This window comes from Paenibacillus silviterrae, from assembly GCF_030167925.1.
GTDB classification, from domain to species: Bacteria; Bacillota; Bacilli; order Paenibacillales; family NBRC-103111; genus Paenibacillus_G; species Paenibacillus_G silviterrae.
Genome location: NZ_JASKUT010000001.1, coordinates 1,714,631 through 1,734,507, shown reverse-complemented (window position 1 = coordinate 1,734,507; position 19,877 = coordinate 1,714,631). Strand labels below are relative to the sequence as shown.

Below are 19,877 nucleotides of genomic sequence, written 5' to 3'. Positions count from 1 at the left end.
ATTGGAAATGGCGCGTAACTGGGAACGCATGGTCCGACGCAATCGTAAGATGGCGAACAAGCATCGGCAGAAGTACGGGAAACAACAAATATCCGCTGCGACACCAACGGAGGAGTCCGCGGTTTATCGGGGAAGAAGCTGGTTTTTGCCAATCCTGCTCGTGCTGACAGGGATTTTTTGCTTCATTATTTTCCGTGAAACCAGGCAGGACGATAACCTGTACTGGATCACCGGGGGCAGCTACATTTTCCTCGGCTTGTTTATTTTCTGGCTGCGTCGTCCTTATTTGAAGGTAGGGAAGGATTCGATTACTTCCCGCCGGTTTGGCGGAGATCGTACCTTCAAGCATGATGACATTAGCGAGTTTGTGTTTCATAAGGATAGTGTCACTATTGGCTTCAAGGGGAAAAACACCCGTTGGGTGTTCACCCGAATGTTTCACCGCTTTTCCATAGCTTCCATGCAGGAAGGCTTGAAGGAATTTGCCGGCCGTCATTCGATTCCGGTTAAGAATGAGGCCTAGACAAGTAAAACATATTTATGGGTTTTGGGGGAGACAAGGGAAATGGCTATTAAAGCGGTTTTGTTTGATCTGGATGATACGCTGCTGTGGGATGAGCGCAGCGTGAAGGAAGCGTTCGCCGCAACGTGCGAGGAGGCGGCTAAGCATTATGCCATTGAGCCTGCTCATCTTGAGGAAGCGGTTAGAAGTGAAGCCAGGGCATTGTATGAGTCCTACGAGACGTTTCCGTTCACCAAGATGATCGGGATCAATCCGTTCGAAGGATTGTGGGCACGGTTCAGTCAGGGCGAGCAGGAAGAGTTCCGCAAGCTGGAGGCGCTGGCCCCGGAATACCGCAAGCAGTCCTGGACAAAAGGACTGAAGGCGTTAGGGATAGAAGATGCGGAGCTGGGTGCCCGATTAGCGGAGCTGTTCCCGGCTGAGAGACGCAGCCGTCCGATCGTTTATGAGGAAACCTTCGAGGTGCTGGAGCAATTAAAATCCAAATACCAGCTGCTGCTCCTAACGAACGGCTCTCCTGATCTGCAGAAGGAGAAGCTGGCCGGTGTACCTGAGCTGGCTCCTTACTTCAACCATATCGTGATCTCCGGTGAATTTGGGGAAGGCAAGCCGGCTGAAGCCATTTTTCATCATGCGATGAAGCTGCTGAACATCTCCGCAGAGGAAGGCGTTATGATCGGAGATAAGCTGACTACGGATATTTTGGGCTCGAACAAGGTCGGTATGCGCAACATGTGGATCAACCGTCACGGTCTGACCCGCGGGGACGAGATCGCTCCGGCTTTCGAAATTACCAGCTTGCGTGACATTCAAGGTGTTATTGATTCGCTATAATTCATTTATTCAATAAACAAAGCCCGTCGGCCGAATGAATCGGTGACGGGCTTTCATTATGGTAATGAAGCGGCTTATGCCTGTTGGAAAGCAGGATCTTCAAACGGATGAGCGATCCAGCCTTCTGTCTCAATGAAGAGTCGAACGGCTACAATCTGGCGATTTTCCATCAGAGTGAAAAAATGAGGCTTATGCTCCGGAACGGAAATCACGTCTCCTGCCGTCAGCTCAACATCGAAGTAGCCGACATCGTCCGTGCCTTTAATAATAAAGATGCCTTTGCCGGCAGTAATAGCACGAACTTCATCTTCCGTATGCGTATGAACCTGCTCGAATTTCTTCAGCAGCTCATCCAGATTCGGAGTCGCGTCCGACAATGCCACGATATCCCAGGTGCGGTAGCCGCGGCGGCTGGCCAGGTCGCGAATTTCTTCGTCGAAGGTAGACAGGATTTGCGTCTTCTCCTCATCGGACAAAACAAACTTCTCTTGCAGCTCGGCCGGCAGCTTCTTCTCATTCCAGTGCTCGTAAAGTACTTCTTGTTTATTCAAAAAGGCCTTCACCTGCTCTTCGCCGGTGATGCGTTCATTGGTGCTGCGGATACGGATTTCTGCCATACGGATCCCTCTTTCCCCTTGGTATTCAATTCCTACTAAACAGTATTATAGTGGAAGGAGGGGCATCTGTCGATAGTGCTAATGCGACCAAACCGATCGGATATATAAAGAATCAAGACAATCACATGATTTGTCGCTTTTCATCATGTCACATTTCTGTTACACTATGGGTTAAATTAGAAGTCACTTTTTGTTGATTGAGGGCGGCATTTGAAAGGGGTTTGGCAATGACTAAGGTTAGTTTGCAAGAACAGCTTAAGAAGAAGATTCTCATTCTTGACGGTGCGATGGGAACCATGATCCAACAGGAAAACCTGACCGCAGAGGATTTTGGCGGAGAGGACCTGGAAGGCTGTAACGAATACTTATGTATTACTCGCCCGGATGTCATCTCGAAAATTCATGAGGCGTATTTTGCGGCGGGCGCTGATATTATAGAGACGAATACGTTCGGCTCCACTAGCGTGGTCTTGGCTGAATATGATCAGCAGGACCGTGCCAGAGAGCTGAACCTGATCGCAGCGAAGCTGGCGGTGGAAGCGGCCAAGAAATACAGCACACCGGAGTGGCCTCGTTATGTCGCGGGCGCCATGGGTCCTACGACAAAGACGTTATCCGTTACCGGCGGCGTGACGTTCGAAGAGCTGGTGGACAGCTATTATGAGCAGGCTCTGGCTTTGATCGAAGCGGACGTGGATGCGCTGCTGCTTGAGACCTCCCAAGACACGCTGAACGTAAAGGCGGGCAGCATCGGGATTCGTAAAGCGTTCGAAACGCTCGGCCGTAAGCTGCCGATTATGATCTCCGGTACGATTGAGCCGATGGGAACCACGCTGGCGGGGCAGAACATTGAATCCTTTTACATTTCCCTAGAGCACCTGAACCCGATCTCCATCGGATTGAACTGTGCAACCGGACCGGAATTCATGCGCGATCATATCCGTACGTTATCCGACATCGCAGGAACGGCTGTGAGCTGTTACCCGAACGCGGGGCTGCCGGATGAGAACGGACAATATCACGAATCCCCCGATTCGCTTGCGAAGAAGCTGGCCGGCTTCGCCGAGCAGGGCTGGCTCAACATTGCCGGGGGCTGCTGCGGAACGACGCCAGCCCATATTCAGGCTATGGCAGAGACATTGCAGAACTACAAGCCTAGAGAACAGAAGGGTACGCACCCTCCGGCGGTTTCCGGAATTGAGACGACTTACATCGAGGATGCCAACCGTCCCGTCATGGTTGGTGAACGGACGAATGTTTCCGGCTCCCGGAAGTTCAAGCGTCTGATCAAGGAAGGCAAATTCGAGGAAGGCTCCGAAATCGCCCGTGCTCAGGTAAAGAACGGCGCTCAGGTTGTTGACATTAACCTCCAGGATACGGATATCGATGAAGCGTATGCGATGGAGCAATTCCTTTCGCAGGTCGTCAAGAAGGTAAAGGTCCCACTCATGATTGACTCCACTTACGACCATATCATTGAGCTGGGATTGAAATATTCGCAAGGGAAGGCCATCATTAACTCAATCAATCTTGAGGATGGCGAAACGAAATTCGAAAGCATCGTTCCGTTGATTCATAAATACGGCGCCGCTGTCGTCATGATCCTGATCGATGAGCGGGGGCAAGCCGTTTCCCGTCAGGCCAAGCTGGAGGTTGCAACGCGCGCCTACGATCTGCTGACAGGGAAGTATGGAATGAAGGCAGAGGACATAATTTTCGACCCGAACATGTTCCCGATCGGCTCGGGTGATCCGCAATATATCGGTTCCGCTGTGGAAACGATCGAGGGGATCCGGATGATCAAGGAAAAATATCCGGCATGTAAGACGATCCTCGGCTTAAGTAACATTTCCTTCGGTCTTCCGCCGGCCGGCCGCGAGGTGCTCAACGCCGTTTACTTGTACCACTGTACCAAGGCCGGATTGGACTATGCGATTGTGAACACGGAAGCGCTGGAGCGTTATGCTTCCATACCGGAAGAGGAAAGACAGCTGGCAGAGAACCTCATTTTCAACACTACGGATGAAACGCTTGCAGCTTTCGTCGCGCATTTCCGTGAGAAGAACGTAGAGAAGAAAGAGAAAATCTCCAATCTTTCTCTGGAAGAGCGACTCGGTTCCTATGTCATTGAAGGTACGAAGGAGGGTCTCATTCCGGATCTGGAGGAGGCGCTTAAGAAATATTCGCCGCTGGAAGTCATCAACGGTCCGCTCATGAGGGGAATGGAAGAGGTTGGCCGTTTGTTCAATAACAACGAGCTGATCGTCGCCGAGGTGCTCCAAAGCGCCGAGGTTATGAAGGCTTCCGTAGCGTTCCTTGAGCAGTTTATGGAGAAGAATGAGTCCGCCGTTAAAGGGAAAATCATTCTGGCAACGGTCAAGGGCGATGTGCACGACATCGGAAAAAATCTTGTTGAGATTATTTTGTCCAACAACGGCTATCACATTATAAATCTTGGGATCAAGGTACCGCCGGAGCAGCTGATCGAAGCGTACCGGAAGGAAAAGCCGGATGCGATCGGTTTATCAGGTCTTCTCGTGAAATCCGCGCAGCAAATGGTCATCACGGCCCAGGATTTAAAGAATGCCGGCATCGATGTGCCGATTCTGGTCGGCGGCGCGGCCTTGACCAGAAAGTTTACGAAAACGCGAATCGCCCCAGAGTACGATGGAATCGTTGTGTACGCTAAGGACGCGATGGACGGACTGGATATCGCCAACAAGCTGAGCGATCCGGAGCAGCGTAAAGTGCTGATTCAGCAGCTTCGAGAGAGCGTGGACTCGGATGTCAAGGAAGCCGGACGCAAGGAAGATCAGATGCCGGCGCTGACCCGGGTGAAGAGCTCCGACGTGGACCGCACGGTACCGGTACAGGTACCGCCGGACCTGGAGCGTCACGTGCTGCGTGATTATCCGATCAGCCACTTGATCCCTTACATCAACATGCAGATGCTGCTGGGTCACCACTTGGGTCTGAAGGGCAAAGTAGAGAAGCTGCTGGCGGACAAGGATCCGAAGGCGGTACAGCTGAAGGAAACGGTGGATCAAATTCTGGAGGAGGCGCAGCGCGAAGGCGCCATCAAAGCACACGCCATGTACCGCTTCTTCCCAGCTCAGTCGAACGGCAACGAGGTGCTTGTGTATGATCCTCAGGATCATACGAAGGTGCTGCAGAAATTCACGTTCCCGCGGCAAGGAACGGAGCCGTTCCTCTGCTTGGCCGATTATCTAAAGTCGGTTGACAGCGGAGAAATGGACTACGTAGGCTTCCTGGTTGTTACGGCAGGTCATGGCGTTAGCGATCGTGCTACGATCATGAGAGATAAGGGGGATTATCTCCGCTCTCACGTGCTTCAGGCGACGGCGCTTGAGACCGCAGAGGCGTTCGCTGAGCGTGTTCACCAAATGATGCGCGACGTATGGGGCTTCCCGGATCCGGCCGATATGACGATGCAGGAGCGTTTCGGGGCGAAGTACCGCGGCCAACGGTTCTCGTTCGGTTATCCGGCGTGTCCGGATCTGGACGACCAGAAGCAGCTGTTCGCTCTCCTCAAGCCGGAGGATATTGGAGTGGAGCTGACCGAAGGCAGCATGATGGAGCCGGAAGCTTCCGTATCGGCCATTGTTTTTGCTCATCCGCAGGCAAGATATTTTAATGTGGAAAAAAGTTAGGCATACTACACAGGGTGGGGCATGAGCTGCCTCACTCTTTCCTTTATCGATAAGAAATCATCATGAAACGGAGTCGGTCGGTTTGGAGCTTTATTTTCTCGGCACAGGGGCGGGAATGCCATCTAAGGAACGCAACGTAACCTCCGTTATGTTGAATCTGCTGGCCGAGCGGAATTGTTACTGGATGTTTGACTGCGGGGAAGGCTCGCAGCATCAGATTTTGCGATCCCCTGTCAAAATGAGCAAGCTGGAGAAGCTGTTCATCACACATCTTCACGGAGATCATCTCTACGGATTACCGGGTCTTCTGTCGAGCCGTTCCTACCTTGGAGGAGAGCAGCCCTTCACAATTTATGGTCCTAAGGGGATTAAAGCCTTTATTGAGATGGTACTGCAGATCAGCCAATCCCACTTGATCTATGAGCTTACCATCATTGAACTGGAGAAGGACCGGCAAGGCTTATTGTTCGAGGACGCAGGCTTCGAGGTACATGTTGCTCCACTTGTTCATCGGGTGGAGAGCTTCGGTTATCGAATCGTTGAGAAGCCGCAAAAGGGACAGCTGCAGGTACAAAAGCTGAAGGAGCTTGGGCTGGCATCGGGTCCCTTGTTCGGCAGAATCAAACGGGGAGAAGATATCGCACTGGACGACGGAACGGTGCTGAAGGCAGCGGACTTCGTAGGTCCTTCAAGCGCCGGCCGGGTCGTGACGATTCTGGGCGATACGCAGCCTTGTCCTGGCAGTCTAGAGCTGGCGAGAGGGGCGGATGTTTTGGTGCATGAGGCAACTTTCGCGGAACATAAGAAGCAGCTGGCCATAGATTACGATCATTCCACTGCGATGGATGCGGCCAGAACGGCCCATGAGGCGGGCGCCAAGCACTTGATACTGACTCATATCAGTTCCAGATATCAAGGAGCGGAGGCGGAGCTGCTTGTGCAGGAGGCCAAAGAAATTCATGAGAACACCTATTTGGCGCACGATCATTTTCGATTCGAAATTCCAGCTGTGAAGCGGGATGCATCTTTGTAATGGAGATGAGGCCCCCGTCCCTTGAAGGGAACGGAGGTCTCCGATAAAGCAATACCCTATTGATTTCGTTGGTTAAGCGCCTCATCCCTAATTTCGGAACGGAAAGAGCTTAAGCTCTCGCGGCGGCGGGCATTCTTCTCAAGGATTTGTTCCTTGTCTTGAGGCGTAATCTCGTCCGCATGCTCGGCAAGATACTCTTCCGCTTCTTCCAGGTTGGCGATGGTATGGTTAATATTGCTTTGCAGATGCTCTACATTGTCGGCTCGGTTATCCGGTTTGGCCATGTTGCGATCAACTCCTTCGAAATAGTGGTTGCTCGGCGCATCAGCGCCACCATTACGATGCCACTTCGTTAGGGTCTATATGCACAGTAAGTTGCAGGAAGGGGACTTGTACAACGTGCAAGGCTTTGCTATTTTACTTGGTTATTATTTGCTTGGAACTTGGCTTCAAGGGGCACTTCAGCTTCCGCTGCCGGCCAATGTGATCGGACTCCTGTTGTTTACCTTAAGTTTATTTGCAGGCATTGTGAAGCTCGAATGGGTGGAGCAATCGGCACAGTTTTTGATACAGCATATGCTTTTATTCTTTACCCCCTTCGTCGTGGGGACGATGGTATTTTTTCCTCTAATCGGCGAGCAGGCCGTGGTCATTCTGATCAGTTTGTTCGGTAGCACGATTGGCGTTCTGCTCATTACCGGGTGGACCGTTAAGCTGACTCGGCTTCGTGGGAAGGAGAAGCAGCATGATGCTGGCTGAGCTTTCAAATACACCGCTGTTCGGCGTCTCACTGACGGTCATCGCCTATGCCTTATCCTTGTCGGTACATAACAAATACCGAAAACTGCATCCGCTATTTCTTTGCTCAGCCGTAATCATCGTGGTATTACTTCTATCAAAAATACCATATGAATCTTACCGCCGTGGCGGCGATTATATCACTTTTTTCCTGGGACCTGCGACCGTTGCCTTAGGTGTTCCTCTGTATAAAAACGCGAGTAAAATCCGCAGCAGCTTCGTCTCCATCGTAACCGGTATTACGGCAGGCACGCTTAGCGCTTTGCTGCTGTCGGCCGGACTTGTTTGGAGCCTGGGCGGCTCGATGGAGCTTCTCATCACAATGATGCCGAAGTCGGTAACCTCTCCCATTGCACTGGAAATTTCTCGACAAGCCGGAGGGATCCCGGAGCTGACGGCTGTTCTTACGGTGCTGACGGGTCTTATCGGCAGTATGTTCGGACCGGGTCTGCTGCGGGTGGCAGGCGTTCGGGACGATATTGCTCTCGGCACGGCTATCGGCACCTCGGCCCATGGCATCGGCACGGCCCGGGTCATCCGAGACTCCGAGCTGCAGGGCAGTGTCAGCGGCTTTGCCATGGGGGTAACGGCGATTTTGACCTCATTCCTATTTATTCCTTTATATGCTTGGCTTCATTAAAATGTGGAAGGAGCTGCTCTGACGAGCAGCTTTTTTGCATTCTCCTATTTTTTCCATCCTTACAAAAGCTTAAAAATCCGAAAACGTTCGCTTAATATTCGAATGCTACGCTGAGCTGGATAACATCTTCATCCATCCAAGCCTCAGAAAGAGGGTGCCTATTGATGATTGAATCCGCTGGCAGTCTTACCGCGCCGCTATCCTATCTTACCGTAGCCCTGGCGGCAAATGATCAGGAAGTGGAGCAGGCATTGCGGCTCCGGTATCAAGTGTTCGTGGAAGAAGAAAAAAACATGCTGATGCGCACGGAATCAGGACTAGAGCGGGATGAATACGACGTTTATTGCGATCATCTGATCGTTAAGGATGTGCAGACGGACACGGTCGTCGGGACTTACCGGCTGCTTCCCGGTGAACGGGCCATCCGGAATATCGGATTTTACTCAGAGACGGAATTTGACCTCAGCTCCTTCGGCGACTACAAACGCCATGCCTTGGAGCTGGGCCGAAGCTGCATCGATCCGGCTTATCGCGGCGGCCGGGCGATTCAGCTGCTGTGGGAAGGCATTGCCTCTTATATCACCGAGCATAACTATCAATACTTGATCGGCTGTGCCAGCGTACACCTGCATAAGCTGGAGGAGCTGAACCCTATCTATACGATGCTCAGGAAGAAGGGGGTCATCACGGACCGTTACGGTATCCGGCCGCTGGAGACTCACCGGATTCAAGGACTGGGCATGATGGAGACCGAGCAATCGGAGAAGGAGATTTTCCGCCAGCTGCCGCCGCTGATGAAGGGCTACCAGTGGCTTGGCGCAGAGATCGGGGGAGACCCTGCTTACGACGCCATTTTTGATACGGTCGATTTTTTCATCATTCTAGAACGGGATCGCGTGACAAGACGATATAAAAAGCACTTCCTGAACAGGTAAGGTGATGGTGTTTGTACGAATGGATCGGGAAGGTAACGGGAAATGAGCAGAAACGAAGGCAGCTGGCTGCTCTGTGCAGGCGGCTTCCAGACAGCCTCCTGCTGTTCCTGTGCAGGGCATCGGCCTTTATGCTATATGCTTTAGCCGGCAAAAACGTAAAGCGAACGGTTCTATCCAACATGTCCGATTTGCTTCCCGGACGTACGCCGCGCGAGCTGCAGCGATATCGATACAGATACTTTGAAAATATTGTGATAACGCTCTACGAGCTGCTTATGGAATCATTTGAGTTGGAGGAGAGCGGCGCGCGGCGTTTTCAGGTAGAAGGAGAGGAACACCTGTCGGAGGCACTGCGGCGGGGACGGGGGGCTATTGTCTATACGCCGCATGTCGGCAACTTTTTCTATTACTACTGGTACTTGTGTCAGAACTATTCCTGCCTCACCGTAGTCACAGCGGGAAGTCCTGAGCTGCGACCGTTGTATCTTACGTTTCAGGCCATGGGTTGTACCGGCTTAGATTATGATGAAACGCCTCCGCTGGAGCTGTTTCGCAAGCTGCGCAGGCATCTTCAGGCAGGAGGGGTCGTGTTTCTCCTCGGTGATTTCTGGAGACCGTCGTTTCCCCGGTCCCGCTTCTTCAGTCGGGTAACACGCACACCGGATGGGGCTGCAACGCTGTCGATCGATCAGCTGGCGCCGGTGATTCCCTTCTACGGCTGGCGGGAACAAGGCTTTACACACAGGCTGCGGTTCGAGCCTCCGCTTCATCTCTATACGTCCTACTCAAAAGCGACACGGTCGGATGCGACGAGGGTTTTGAACCGCTTCATGGAGCGGGTGATCCGGGAGCGCCCGGAGGAATGGTTTTACTGGTTTAATGCTCAGGAGCGCTGGGAGGAGGAACAGGAGCCGGGAATGGCCGATGCTGCTAAGGAGAGTTCGGCTCATACGGCGTAACGGAGGTGACTGGCATGGATACGGGAAGCCATTTGTTGTTCGGAGCTACACTAGCCGGTTTAGCGATGCTTCATCCGGTCGCAGCGGCAGAGCCCGAGGTCGCTCAAGCGATACTCGTTGCAGCATTAGCGGGGTCACATGCTCCTGATTTGGACACGATTGCGAGATGGAAGGGATATGCTGCCTACATTCGAGTACACCGGGGGGTTACGCATTCCCTTCCCGCGCTGTTGGCGTGGCCCTTACTTTTATCCTTGCCGATTGCGTGGCTGTTCGGTGTCATGCAGCATTGGCTGCTGCTTTATGGATGGTGCTTCGCGGCCGTCGGGTTCCATGTTTTCCTGGACTGGTTTAATGCGTATGGCGTGCAGTGCTTTCGTCCGTTTTCCAAGCGGTGGCATCATTTGGATGTATTGGCTTTGTTCGAGCCCTTTTTGTTTGCGCTGCATGCGGCGGGCTTAGTGGCTTGGGTTGCGACGGACAGCAATCCCGGCGTGATGTTCCTGACGATCTATGTGATGACCTTCCTCTATATCGGGATTCGGACGCTTCAGCATAGTCAGCTCATAGGGTGCGTGAGACAGGAGCTGAGCCCGGACGGCGTTTGTCATGTGGTGCCCAGCATGCATTGGTTCCGATGGCAGTTTGTGCTTGAGACAAAGCACTGCTTTTATACCGGGATCATTCAAGGGCGAAGGATTGTCGTAATGGATGTATATCGTAAGGACGAGGACAACGCGATCGTCACGGCTACACTTGGAACCGATGGGGTGAGGGCGTTTTTACATTTTGCCCAGCGTGTATATGTGAAGTGGACCGAGAAGAAGGATGGCTACATCGTGGAATGGAGAGACGTCCGCTTCTGGTATAATCACAAGCTTCCGTTCGGGGTTGATGTACAGCTGGATCGCGATCTGAACGTGGTGCATCAGCGAGTTGGCTGGCGGAAAAAAGCTTGGGATCCGCCCTTTGTCTAGCTAAATACGAATGTGTATTTCAAGTAGCAGCTGCTCGTACCGGACATCGATTCCTTCGGGGAACGCATTTCGCTGTATAAATCGTCGAATATCTCGTAATTGGCATGTATAACGGGTACGCAAACGGAGATAATAGATTGGGTGAAAAACCCATCACGATATCGAACCAGGGAGGTACTGCGTCATGGACTTTACGAGTCAGGATATCGCTGTGATTGAACAAGCTCTGCAATTGGCAATGAAGGTGCAGGGAAACGAGTCGAAGGCTCATCAATTTCGCGAGGTGCTCGCCAAGCTGCAGGCGAATGCAACGAGCGCGCTCACTGCATCGGTTGGCCATGAAGACAGTGCAAGGGAAGACGGGTTTCGATACGATTACGATGATTCCTCCGACCTGCTGTAAACCGTGGGTACTTTTCCCGGGAAAGCGCAGGATACGACAGCCTTCCGCCTATTTCGGCGGCGGACGGAGCGGAGCTTCGACGCTATTTCTGTTAAAAAGACCCGACTCGGCGTTACAGCGCCGTTCGGGTCTTCTTTCTATGTCGAGCGGAGATGAGCTCCGCCGCCTGGATGCCGCTAAGGGTCACCATAGGGGTGCCGCCGCCGGGATGCGTCGTACCTCCAACATAATACAAGCCTTGCACCTTACGGTCGGCAAGGGAAGGGCGGAAGAAGGTCGGCCCCCAGCCATGCGAAGCGTTACCGTATAACGCGCCGGCGAAGGCACCGGTCTGATCGGCAATGGACTGAGGCGTGTAAATTGCCTCTTCCTCAATAAGCGGCTCTATTGTGTCCAGCTTCAGGCAGTCGGCAAGCCGATTGAGGATGAACGCCCGGTAGGCGCGGATTTCCTGCACCGACAGCTGTTTGAGAGGCGAGGAAGGCGTCTTGGCCAGTGCCGGAACATTGGTGAGCACATAAAGATTACTTCCCGCCCCATTAAGTCCACCTCGTTCAGGCTCGCTGTAGGAAGAATTACACACATACAGCGCCGGGGAGGAAGGCCAGCAGCCTGCATCGAACATGTCTGCGAATTCCGACCCGTAATCCTTCGGGAAAAATAAGTTATGGTGGTGAAGCCCTGTCATCGGCTTCTTTAGGCCCAGCAGACAGAGGAATCCCGAGCTGGACAGCGAAGCGCGGCTTTGCTGCGGCTGATCGTATAGAAGCTTTTGCGTTGTGTGAACGTCAACATTGGAGACGACGAAATCCGCCTCGAACCGCATCCCGGCTGCTTGAACCCCTAGTACAGTCCCACGCTTATGCTCGATTCGCTCTGTTACAGCCCCCTTGCGGATCGTCACGCCTGCTTTGCGGGCCAGCCGCTCCAGCACCTCAATGAGCTTGTAATTACCTCCCTTCAAGTAATAGACCCCCCGGATCAGCTCGAGATAAGCAATCATGGAGAGGGTTGCAGGGGTTTGACCGGGTGAAGAGCCTACATAAGTTGCGTAGCGGTTCATCATCGCAAGAAGACGCGGATCCCGAAAGAAGCGGCGGTGGAACGCATCCATCGCCGTAAAGGGATGTACGGATAGCAAGGCCACGCCCAGCTTGGGGGAGACGTAATCCTGCCACCCTGCGAAGCTGCGGCTGAAAAACTGCTCCTCGGCGATCGTATAGATCCGTTTCACCTCTTGCAGATAACGTTGAAAGCCTTTGCGATCGTCCGCGGAGAAGGTGGAGAGCTGCTCCTGCATTCGGTCCGGATCGGTGGACAGATCGATGACGCTTCCATCCTCGAAGTGATTGCGGCTGTTCACGTCCAGCTTCAGGAAGTGCAGCTCCGGATCCAGAGGCTCGCCGGCCGCCTCGAACACCTTTTCGAATATCCAAGGCATCGTCAGCGTCGAGGGTCCGAAATCAAATGCATACGCTCCGAGCTTCACCTGCTGAAGCTTTCCTCCCAGCGTCTCGTTTTTCTCCAGCAGCGTGATGTTGAAGCCGCGGGAAGCGAGCAGGATGGAAGTAACCAGACCGCCGATGCCGCCTCCGATAATGACGCCTTTCCCAGTAGCACTCATGAGAAATATCTTCTCCCTTTCCAATGATAACCAAGCTTTCGAACGGACAAATACCAGGAACGAAGCGCAAGCGCAATGATAGAAATAAAGCTCACGGGGAGCAGCAGGCACCAGCCCATGGGTACCCCGAAACGCCGGTCGACGATAAGCTTTTGCAGAACTCCCGCGGTTAGCGCTACGGCACTTAGTGCCGCAAGCATGATGTGCCCCTTGTACAGCGCTATAGGCAAAAGAAGCAGAGGTGATACATAGATCAGCAGATAAAATAACAGCAGGGCGAACAACAGTACGGCGGAGCGTCCCAGCCCGGTAAACATGTTTTTGGCGAAGCCCTGCCATACTCCAGAGGGCGTAGCATACATCTCGCAGCCGACCAGACCGCTTACATCGATAAGGCTGACCTTGCTTCCGGCTGTTTTTACGGCCGTGGCCATGTCCATGTCCTCAATGAGCGAGCTGCGGTGTGCGGCATGCCCTCCGATCAGCTCGTAGGCCTCACGGCGATACAGCATATATGCCCCATGAGCGGCAACGAAGCGGGGATCCGAGGAGCGCTCCACGAAGCGCAGCGGCAAATGCAATGCGATTACGAAGTGCAGCATCGGCAGTACCAGCCACCCGAACGCATGGCTTGAGATGATTCGAGGGAAGCCTGTGACGAGCCCGGCCTTTCGCACCATGCCTGTCCGAACCAACGACGAGAGCATCGACGGAGAGTGAACGGTATCGGCATCCGTGAACAGCAGCCATTCTCCTTGCGCCGCCTCCGCCAGTTGGTGGCAAGCATAACATTTGCCAACCCAGCCTTCGGGAAGAGGGCTTCCGTGCAGGATCCGTAGCTTGGGAAACCGCAAGGTTAGCTCCTGCAGCATTGTGGGAGTAGCGTCCTCCGATTGATCATCGAGACAGATGACCTCATAGGAAGGGTACTCCTGCCGAAGCAGGCTTTCCAAGCAGCGCGTGATATTGTCCTGCTCATTGCGGGCCGGAACGAGAACCGAGACATAGGGAAGCGGCTCGCCGGTCCCTTGTACTGCAGGACGCGGCCAACCGCGCAGATTCCAAGCAACCCACAGTGTAAGCAGGATCGAGACCCCGGCAAGAATAGCAGCCAGTACGATGATCATTGTGTAAACTCCTTTATTAGGCTCTGCGGAAAAAGCGGACAAAACGCTCCGAGGTAGAAGCGCAGCCCGTCAGCAAGGAGGTGTATCCTGCGGCCTCGCCCTGAATGACTCCGAACCGCAGCTCATTCAGCTGCCTGGTGAGATGCTCCTCGATAAACGCTAGCTTATCTGCGCGAATGAGCTTATTGCTGATCCAATTCGGCAGGGGATCCCCCAGACAAACAAAGGCTTCCGGCCTCTGGTCCTCCAGGAAGCTGTAATAGAGCGATACAGGCACGGTCTGTACCTCAGGCAAACGTTCAAGCAGGAATCCGATGCCGGGGCGGCAATCGAGCGGCCGGATGTCCTGATGCCGAATTTTCCCTTGCGGGAACAGCCAAAGCGAGGTTCGCGGACGGGAGAGCAGCCTAACGCTGAGCTCCAGGGCTTGTCTTGTTTCCCGTAACGAATCCGGATGAATTGAGAAGGCGCCCAGCCGGCGAAAAAAGCGGAATCGGCGTAAGCCCTCTTCACTCATCATGACGTGAGCGTCCTGAAGCAGCAAGCCTCGATTCACTTGGAAAGCAAGCAAGCCGTCCCACCAGCTGCAGTGGTTAGCAACATACACGGTAGGACGGAGCGGATCAATGGCCAAGCTGCTCCGGACATGGATTTTGTGAAAGAAGCGTCGAAGCAGCCTGCGGTTGTAAAGCTCGAATAAGGCTTCGAAGCGGGCGTTCTTGGCAGGCGTGATCATGCGGCCTCCTCCTTGCGCTTCCAAAGAAACAGGATCGACAGGAGAGCGACATTCGCACCGGCTGCCCACCACAAGCCCGTACGAAGGGCCAGTGTCAGGAAGAGCGACTCCAAAGTCAACAGCAGCAGCCACGGGATAAAAGGGCCATAGGCTGAGGAGCGTCCGGCCTCCCGGTCAAAATATTCGTCATGCAAAAAATTAATAATATTAATAATGAGTAGAGCTGTAACTAACCAGCAGACAAAGTTGCTTAAGGGCACCGAGTAAAAATCCGGCAGTGTGGGAGTGCCGTGGTCGGGAGCCGCCCAGCTCCAGTACCTTTTCTGACTGGCTACCGGGTCCAGCAGGAGATCCATGGAGGTCACCATGATGGCAGCCCAAACGGCCGGAAGCCAGAAGTGGCGGCGCCGCGCCCGTCTGCGGCTGCGGAGCAGGCTTTCTTTGTCCGGGGACAACGCCTGCTGGACCGTAAGTCCCTTCCACAGCTTGCGGCCTGCCTTCACCGGTGCAAATGCCTTGGCGATAACAAGAAGCATGATCCATGCGAACGGGATCGCCAGCGGCACGCCGAATACCAGCGGAGCAAAGGAGGGGCCGTAGCTGTAGGAGCCGAACCAGCGTCCCGTATGGACGCCGATCCATTCGGCCGTATAGGATATACTGGCACAAACAACGATGAGAATCAGCGCCTGCCGGACCCCGTACCTGCCAATATACCAAATACCGGCAGTAACGCCTCCCAGAATCAAATAAAAGCTGTTGGCCCACTCCAGCCAAGCAGGCAGCAGGTCCCCGGTAATGAGGATGTATCCGCAAAGAAACCACAGCACATAAAGGACCGTGATACCGTTCGACCAGGACCTCAGCATGTAAATCGCCCTTGCGTCTCCAGTTCAATGCTCGATTTGCTCCATGTATTGCGTTTGGCCAATAAAGAAATCATCAGGGTCACCTTCTTCATGTTGGATACTCGGACACGGGAGGAGAAGACGTCGCCATGACGCAAGCGGCTCTCGACCAGAATCTGACGGTAGATCAAGGCGGCGGAGGCCAGAGCCAGTCGGCTGTCCCGCGGGTAGTGAAGCTGTGCAGATAAGCCTTCGTTATAACACTCCTCGGCCCATTCGGCCAAATGACGGAACAGCGGCGCCCAGCCCCGGGCACTGCTTCCGGCGGCGATATCCTGCTCGCTGTAACCATACCGGCTCATGACATCCTCAGGCAAGTAAACCCGGCCGCGCTCGTAATCTTCCGCCACATCACGGAGAATATTCGTAATTTGCATGGCGACGCCGAGCTTGACAGCCTTGCGCTTCATGTCATCGGAATGTACGGGTGAGAGCACCGGCAGCAGCATCAGCCCTACCGTCCCGGCTACCAGATAGCAGTAATGCTCCAGCTCCGCCTGAGTCCGATAACGAAATTTCTTAAGGTCCAGGCGCTGGCCGAGGACCATATCCCAGAAGGGGGCGGCATCCATCGGATACCGGTCGAACACATCCCGTAAAGCCAGCCAATGCGGGTGCGGTTCGGGTCTGCCTGACAGCATGCGGTCAAAGGATATTTCAAATTCATTCAACAAAGGGACAGCCTGCCCGGGCTGCCCGTCGACGATATTGTCCACGGTACGGCAAAACGCATAAATCGCCCATACCGCATTGCGCTTATCCACGGGAAGCACGGAGAATGCCCGGTAAAAGCTGGAGGAATGCTTCTTCACAACCTCCTCGCAGACTGCGTAAGCATCCGTTAACGTACTTTTCATGACCATCACCTCGTGATAGATTCCGGCAGTGCCGGTATGGAATCATTTAATGTTATACAAACTTTGTACATTGAAAAGGGATACTTCCCAAATCAAGTGTATAACGTTATACTAACATTATACAAATAAGTTTGACAAAGTCCATACAAAATAAATGACTATCCGGGAGATGGCGAACATGAACAAGCGCAAGGTCATTATCGTCGGTGCGGGACCTGGCGGGCTTTCGGCGGCCATGCTGCTGGCCTCGAAAGGCTACGAGGTCGATGTGTTCGAGAAAATGCACTACTTGGGCGGAAGAACCTCCGGCCTGCAGCTGGGCGAATATCGTTTCGATCGTGGTCCGACCTTTTTAAATATGCCCCATATTCTGGAGGAGCTCTTTCGAGAGTCGGGACGCTCCGTTCACGATTACGTCAAGCTGGTGCCGATTGAACCCTTCTATCGGCTTGTATTTGAAGGGGCTCCCTTCTATGTATATAAGGAACCTGTACAAATGATACGGGAAATTACAAGGATGTTTCCTGGGAATGAGGAGGGCTATGAACGCTTCCTGCAGCAAGAGTCCCGGAAGCTGGAAGCGCTTCTGCCGATTTTGCAAAATAAGCATGATTCCCTGCTCGATTATTTGCATCCGAGGTTTCTGAAGGCACTTCCTAAGCTGACCTTGACCCAAAGCCTGTATAAGTGTCTCTCGGAATATTTTGACGACGAGCGGCTGCGGCTTGCGTTTACCTTTCAGTCCAAATATTTGGGGATGTCGCCTTGGGAATGTCCGGGAGCGTTCTCCATTCTTTCCTATATCGAGCATGCTTACGGAATTTATCATCCGATCGGCGGCTTGCATCGAATCACGGAGGCCATGGGAAATGTCGTTCGTGAACATGGGGGGAGGATTCATCTGGGTAAGGGAGTGAAGCGGTTGATTACGGCGGACCGCGGAGTGATCGGTATTGAAATGGAGGAGGGGGAGGATCGGTACGCCGATGAAGTCATAGTCAATGCGGATTTTGCGAACGCCATGTCCACGCTGGTGGATCCGGCCGCATCGGGCAAGTATACGGAAGCGAGGCTGAGGAAGAAAAATTACTCCTGCTCTACCTTCATGCTGTACCTTGGCGTGAAGCGGACCTACGATTTGCCGCATCATACCATTCTGTTTGCCAAGGATTATAAGCAAAATGTCGAAGAGATCGCCAAAACCAAGGTTCTCTCCGCCGATCCTTCGGTTTATGTGCAGAATGGCTCCGTCACGGACCCGACACTGGCTCCGCAAGGGAAATCTGCGATCTACGTGCTCGCCCCGGTCCCTAACAATCAAAGCGGGATTCGGTGGGAGCTGGAGAAGGAGGATTTTCGCAAACGCGTGCTGGAGAAGGTCATGACGGAGGGCGGATTTGCCGATTTGGAGGAGCACATTGAAGTAGAACATATGATTACTCCCTTGGACTGGGAGAGAAAGCATCATGTGTTTGAAGGGGCGACCTTCAATCTCGCACACCATTTGACGCAAATGATGTACTTACGTCCCCATAACCGGTACGAGGAGCTGGACGGCTGCTGGCTGGTCGGCGGTGGAACGCATCCCGGCAGCGGCCTGCCTACCATTATGGAATCGGCGCGCATTACGGTTCGGGGCATTCTTAAGAAGCATGGCGCATCGCAGGGAGAACTGCAATCGGTCGGAGGTGGCAGCCTATGATGGTGAAGCGGGAATCTCGTAAAATTGCCATCGTCGGCGGCGGGATTGGGGGCTTGACCGCGGCTTTGCTGCTCTCGTACCGGGGCCATAAGGTGACGGTATTGGAAAAGGGCTCGCGGCTCGGAGGACGGATGGCCTATGAGTCGGTGAAAGGCTTTCGAATCGATCAGGGACCGACCATTGTGCTGCTGCCCGGCATGATTCGCGGAGCGCTGCAAGCCGCAGGCGTAGACCCGAACCTTTTCGAGTTTCAGCAGGTGGACCCGCTCTACCGCATTCATTTCGAGGACGGACGGACGCTCACAAAGTGGACAGACAAACGCCGGATGGCACTTGAGATCGAACGAATGTTTCCTGGTGAAGGCGGCTCCTTTCTGAACTACATGGAAGTGATGCAGGAGCGGTTCAATTTGGGGTATAAGCAGTTCTTGAGTAAGGATTTCGTAAGAAAGCGCGATTTCTGGACTCCCGGCAACGTAAGGTCGTTGGTGAAGCTGAAGGCTTATTCCTCGGTACGGCAGGATGTCGCGCGATTTTTCCACGCTTCCCGGCTGCGGGAGGCTTACTCGTTTCAAACGTTATACATCGGAGGAAATCCGGAAGCTACTCCTGCGTTGTATTCGTTGATTCCCTTTTCCGAGCATGCGCACGGGATCTGGTATGTGAAGGGCGGCTATGCGGGCATGATCGGGAAGCTGGCGCAGCTGCTGGAGGAACGGGGTGTGGAGGTGAGGCTCAATACCGCTGTGGAGCAGGTGCTCGTCAGGGACGGCGAGTGTTACGGGATACGTGCTAAGGGCGTGTCGTGGGCATTTGACCAGGTGGTGCTGAACGGCGATTTTCCCATGACCCGTGCATTGCTTGGCGGGCAGAGAGGGAAAGGATGGGGAATGGCCAAAGCGTATGAGCCGTCCTCCGGGTGCTTCCTCATGTATTTAGGACTTAACCGTGTTTACGAGTCGGCTTCCGTACACCAATTCTTCTTTACGGACCGGTTTGCCGAGATGCTGAAGGATGTGTTTGTATCGAAAATCGTTCCTGAGCATCCGTGCCTTTACACCTTTCATCCATCGCTGATCGACAGCTCCCTGGCTCCCCCGGGCAAAGGGGTCCTGTATGTGCTTGTCCCTGTGCCGTCGGGCGACGGGGGGGCATGGGAGACGATGCGCGAGGCATTTGCCGACAGGATACTGGAGGAGCTTGAACGGCGCGGTTTTCCCGGTTTGCGGCAGGCTGTGGAGTGGCGCAAGGTAAGAACTCCGCATGAAGCGAAGCAGGAGGGCTTATATCAAGGCGGAAGCTTCGGCTTGGCGCCTACGCTGCGGCAATCCGGAGTGTTCCGGCCCCAGGTGCAGCCTTATGGGATCAAACGGCTGTTCGCGGTAGGAGCATCGATTCATCCTGGCGGAGGTGTGCCGATTATCATGCAGGGCGCGCGCCTGCTGGCAGAATTTATGGAAAGGCAGAGGGAAATTATGCATTGAACTGCGAACATGCATTCGATATAATGAAGGTATCGTGATTCCGAGAGGT

General features: G+C 53.7%; 19 protein-coding genes. 12 read left to right on the top strand and 7 right to left on the bottom strand.

Annotated features, from left to right (window positions below; all coding sequences use genetic code 11):
* The first annotated feature begins 7 nt into the window (after positions 1-7).
* Positions 8-523 carry a hypothetical protein gene (locus QMO62_RS07545; RefSeq protein ID WP_284639952.1) on the top strand — a complete coding sequence of 172 codons (516 nt, stop codon included), beginning with the start codon at positions 8-10 and terminating at the stop codon, positions 521-523.
* A gap of 42 nt (positions 524-565) precedes the next feature.
* Positions 566-1,357, top strand: a complete 792-nt coding sequence (locus QMO62_RS07540; protein ID WP_284639950.1) for an HAD family hydrolase — start codon at positions 566-568, stop codon at positions 1,355-1,357.
* A 74-nt stretch (positions 1,358-1,431) separates the two neighbouring features.
* On the opposite strand, the gene mtnD is transcribed toward QMO62_RS07540, so the two are convergent.
* Positions 1,432-1,974 (bottom strand): acireductone dioxygenase, encoded by a 543-nt coding sequence (mtnD, locus tag QMO62_RS07535; protein ID WP_284639948.1) that lies wholly within the window; start codon positions 1,972-1,974, stop codon positions 1,432-1,434.
* Positions 1,975-2,201: 227 nt separating this feature from the next.
* Between mtnD and metH the strand changes: the two genes are divergently transcribed.
* Both metH and rnz read left to right on the top strand, forming a co-directional pair.
* Positions 2,202-5,645: a methionine synthase gene (gene metH / locus QMO62_RS07530; protein ID WP_284639946.1), complete on the top strand. Its 3,444-nt coding sequence runs from the start codon at positions 2,202-2,204 to the stop codon at positions 5,643-5,645.
* An 82-nt stretch (positions 5,646-5,727) separates the two neighbouring features.
* On the top strand, positions 5,728-6,678 hold the full coding sequence (gene rnz, locus QMO62_RS07525; protein WP_284639944.1) for a ribonuclease Z: 951 nt from the start codon (positions 5,728-5,730) through the stop codon (positions 6,676-6,678).
* Between the two features lie 56 nt (positions 6,679-6,734).
* On the opposite strand, the gene tlp is transcribed toward rnz, so the two are convergent.
* The gene (gene tlp / locus QMO62_RS07520; RefSeq protein WP_284639942.1) at positions 6,735-6,962 is read right to left on the bottom strand and encodes a small acid-soluble spore protein Tlp; all 228 of its coding nucleotides are present in this window, start codon (positions 6,960-6,962) and stop codon (positions 6,735-6,737) included.
* Between the two features lie 79 nt (positions 6,963-7,041).
* Here tlp and QMO62_RS07515 point away from each other — a divergent pair, with 79 nt between their 5' ends.
* From QMO62_RS07515 to QMO62_RS07490, 6 genes are all read left to right on the top strand, one after another.
* Complete coding sequence (locus QMO62_RS07515; protein WP_348651698.1) at positions 7,042-7,437, top strand: CidA/LrgA family protein; 396 nt, start codon at positions 7,042-7,044, stop codon at positions 7,435-7,437.
* A complete protein-coding gene (locus tag QMO62_RS07510; RefSeq protein WP_284639941.1) occupies positions 7,424-8,116 on the top strand; it encodes an LrgB family protein in 693 nt (230 codons plus the stop codon). The genes QMO62_RS07515 and QMO62_RS07510 overlap by 14 nt, the downstream gene beginning before the upstream one ends.
* 164 nt (positions 8,117-8,280) lie before the next feature.
* Complete coding sequence (locus QMO62_RS07505) at positions 8,281-9,051, top strand: GNAT family N-acetyltransferase (protein ID WP_284639939.1); 771 nt, start codon at positions 8,281-8,283, stop codon at positions 9,049-9,051.
* Between the two features lie 11 nt (positions 9,052-9,062).
* Positions 9,063-10,010, top strand: coding sequence for a lysophospholipid acyltransferase family protein (locus QMO62_RS07500; protein WP_284639937.1), 948 nt, complete (start codon positions 9,063-9,065; stop codon positions 10,008-10,010).
* A gap of 14 nt (positions 10,011-10,024) precedes the next feature.
* Positions 10,025-10,987 (top strand): metal-dependent hydrolase, encoded by a 963-nt coding sequence (locus QMO62_RS07495; RefSeq protein ID WP_284639935.1) that lies wholly within the window; start codon positions 10,025-10,027, stop codon positions 10,985-10,987.
* Positions 10,988-11,171: 184 nt separating this feature from the next.
* Positions 11,172-11,390, top strand: coding sequence for a hypothetical protein (locus QMO62_RS07490; protein WP_284639934.1), 219 nt, complete (start codon positions 11,172-11,174; stop codon positions 11,388-11,390).
* Between the two features lie 112 nt (positions 11,391-11,502).
* On the opposite strand, the gene QMO62_RS07485 is transcribed toward QMO62_RS07490, so the two are convergent.
* The 5 genes from QMO62_RS07485 to QMO62_RS07465 are packed head-to-tail and all read right to left on the bottom strand — an operon-like array spanning position 11,503 to position 16,642.
* Complete coding sequence (locus QMO62_RS07485) at positions 11,503-13,014, bottom strand: phytoene desaturase family protein (RefSeq protein WP_284639932.1); 1,512 nt, start codon at positions 13,012-13,014, stop codon at positions 11,503-11,505.
* Positions 13,011-14,141 carry a glycosyltransferase family 2 protein gene (locus QMO62_RS07480; RefSeq protein ID WP_284639930.1) on the bottom strand — a complete coding sequence of 377 codons (1,131 nt, stop codon included), beginning with the start codon at positions 14,139-14,141 and terminating at the stop codon, positions 13,011-13,013. The genes QMO62_RS07485 and QMO62_RS07480 overlap by 4 nt, the downstream gene beginning before the upstream one ends.
* 16 nt (positions 14,142-14,157) lie before the next feature.
* Positions 14,158-14,877 (bottom strand): lysophospholipid acyltransferase family protein, encoded by a 720-nt coding sequence (locus QMO62_RS07475; RefSeq protein WP_284639928.1) that lies wholly within the window; start codon positions 14,875-14,877, stop codon positions 14,158-14,160.
* Complete coding sequence (locus QMO62_RS07470) at positions 14,874-15,746, bottom strand: carotenoid biosynthesis protein (protein WP_284639926.1); 873 nt, start codon at positions 15,744-15,746, stop codon at positions 14,874-14,876. Before QMO62_RS07470 ends, QMO62_RS07475 begins: the two co-directional genes overlap by 4 nt.
* Positions 15,740-16,642, bottom strand: coding sequence for a phytoene/squalene synthase family protein (locus QMO62_RS07465; protein ID WP_284639923.1), 903 nt, complete (start codon positions 16,640-16,642; stop codon positions 15,740-15,742). The genes QMO62_RS07470 and QMO62_RS07465 overlap by 7 nt, the downstream gene beginning before the upstream one ends.
* Positions 16,643-16,820: 178 nt before the next feature.
* On the opposite strand from QMO62_RS07465, the gene QMO62_RS07460 reads away from it, so the two are divergent.
* Positions 16,821-18,344 (top strand): phytoene desaturase family protein, encoded by a 1,524-nt coding sequence (locus tag QMO62_RS07460; RefSeq protein WP_284639921.1) that lies wholly within the window; start codon positions 16,821-16,823, stop codon positions 18,342-18,344.
* Positions 18,341-19,828: a phytoene desaturase family protein gene (locus QMO62_RS07455; RefSeq protein ID WP_284639920.1), complete on the top strand. Its 1,488-nt coding sequence runs from the start codon at positions 18,341-18,343 to the stop codon at positions 19,826-19,828. The genes QMO62_RS07460 and QMO62_RS07455 overlap by 4 nt, the downstream gene beginning before the upstream one ends.
* The last annotated feature ends 49 nt before the right edge of the window (positions 19,829-19,877 follow it).

Coding starts and splice junctions, on each gene's coding strand:
- QMO62_RS07480 (WP_284639930.1), bottom strand. CDS start 14,141: ATGATCATCGTACTGGCTGCTATTCTTGCCGGGGTCTCGATCCTGCTT.
- QMO62_RS07490 (WP_284639934.1), top strand. CDS start 11,172: ATGGACTTTACGAGTCAGGATATCGCTGTGATTGAACAAGCTCTGCAA.
- QMO62_RS07475 (WP_284639928.1), bottom strand. CDS start 14,877: ATGATCACGCCTGCCAAGAACGCCCGCTTCGAAGCCTTATTCGAGCTT.
- QMO62_RS07485 (WP_284639932.1), bottom strand. CDS start 13,014: ATGAGTGCTACTGGGAAAGGCGTCATTATCGGAGGCGGCATCGGCGGT.
- QMO62_RS07515 (WP_348651698.1), top strand. CDS start 7,042: ATGCACAGTAAGTTGCAGGAAGGGGACTTGTACAACGTGCAAGGCTTT.
- QMO62_RS07465 (WP_284639923.1), bottom strand. CDS start 16,642: ATGAAAAGTACGTTAACGGATGCTTACGCAGTCTGCGAGGAGGTTGTG.
- QMO62_RS07455 (WP_284639920.1), top strand. CDS start 18,341: ATGATGGTGAAGCGGGAATCTCGTAAAATTGCCATCGTCGGCGGCGGG.
- mtnD (WP_284639948.1), bottom strand. CDS start 1,974: ATGGCAGAAATCCGTATCCGCAGCACCAATGAACGCATCACCGGCGAA.
- QMO62_RS07540 (WP_284639950.1), top strand. CDS start 566: ATGGCTATTAAAGCGGTTTTGTTTGATCTGGATGATACGCTGCTGTGG.
- metH (WP_284639946.1), top strand. CDS start 2,202: ATGACTAAGGTTAGTTTGCAAGAACAGCTTAAGAAGAAGATTCTCATT.
- QMO62_RS07510 (WP_284639941.1), top strand. CDS start 7,424: ATGATGCTGGCTGAGCTTTCAAATACACCGCTGTTCGGCGTCTCACTG.
- QMO62_RS07460 (WP_284639921.1), top strand. CDS start 16,821: ATGAACAAGCGCAAGGTCATTATCGTCGGTGCGGGACCTGGCGGGCTT.
- QMO62_RS07505 (WP_284639939.1), top strand. CDS start 8,281: ATGATTGAATCCGCTGGCAGTCTTACCGCGCCGCTATCCTATCTTACC.
- QMO62_RS07495 (WP_284639935.1), top strand. CDS start 10,025: ATGGATACGGGAAGCCATTTGTTGTTCGGAGCTACACTAGCCGGTTTA.
- QMO62_RS07545 (WP_284639952.1), top strand. CDS start 8: ATGGCGCGTAACTGGGAACGCATGGTCCGACGCAATCGTAAGATGGCG.
- QMO62_RS07470 (WP_284639926.1), bottom strand. CDS start 15,746: ATGCTGAGGTCCTGGTCGAACGGTATCACGGTCCTTTATGTGCTGTGG.
- tlp (WP_284639942.1), bottom strand. CDS start 6,962: ATGGCCAAACCGGATAACCGAGCCGACAATGTAGAGCATCTGCAAAGC.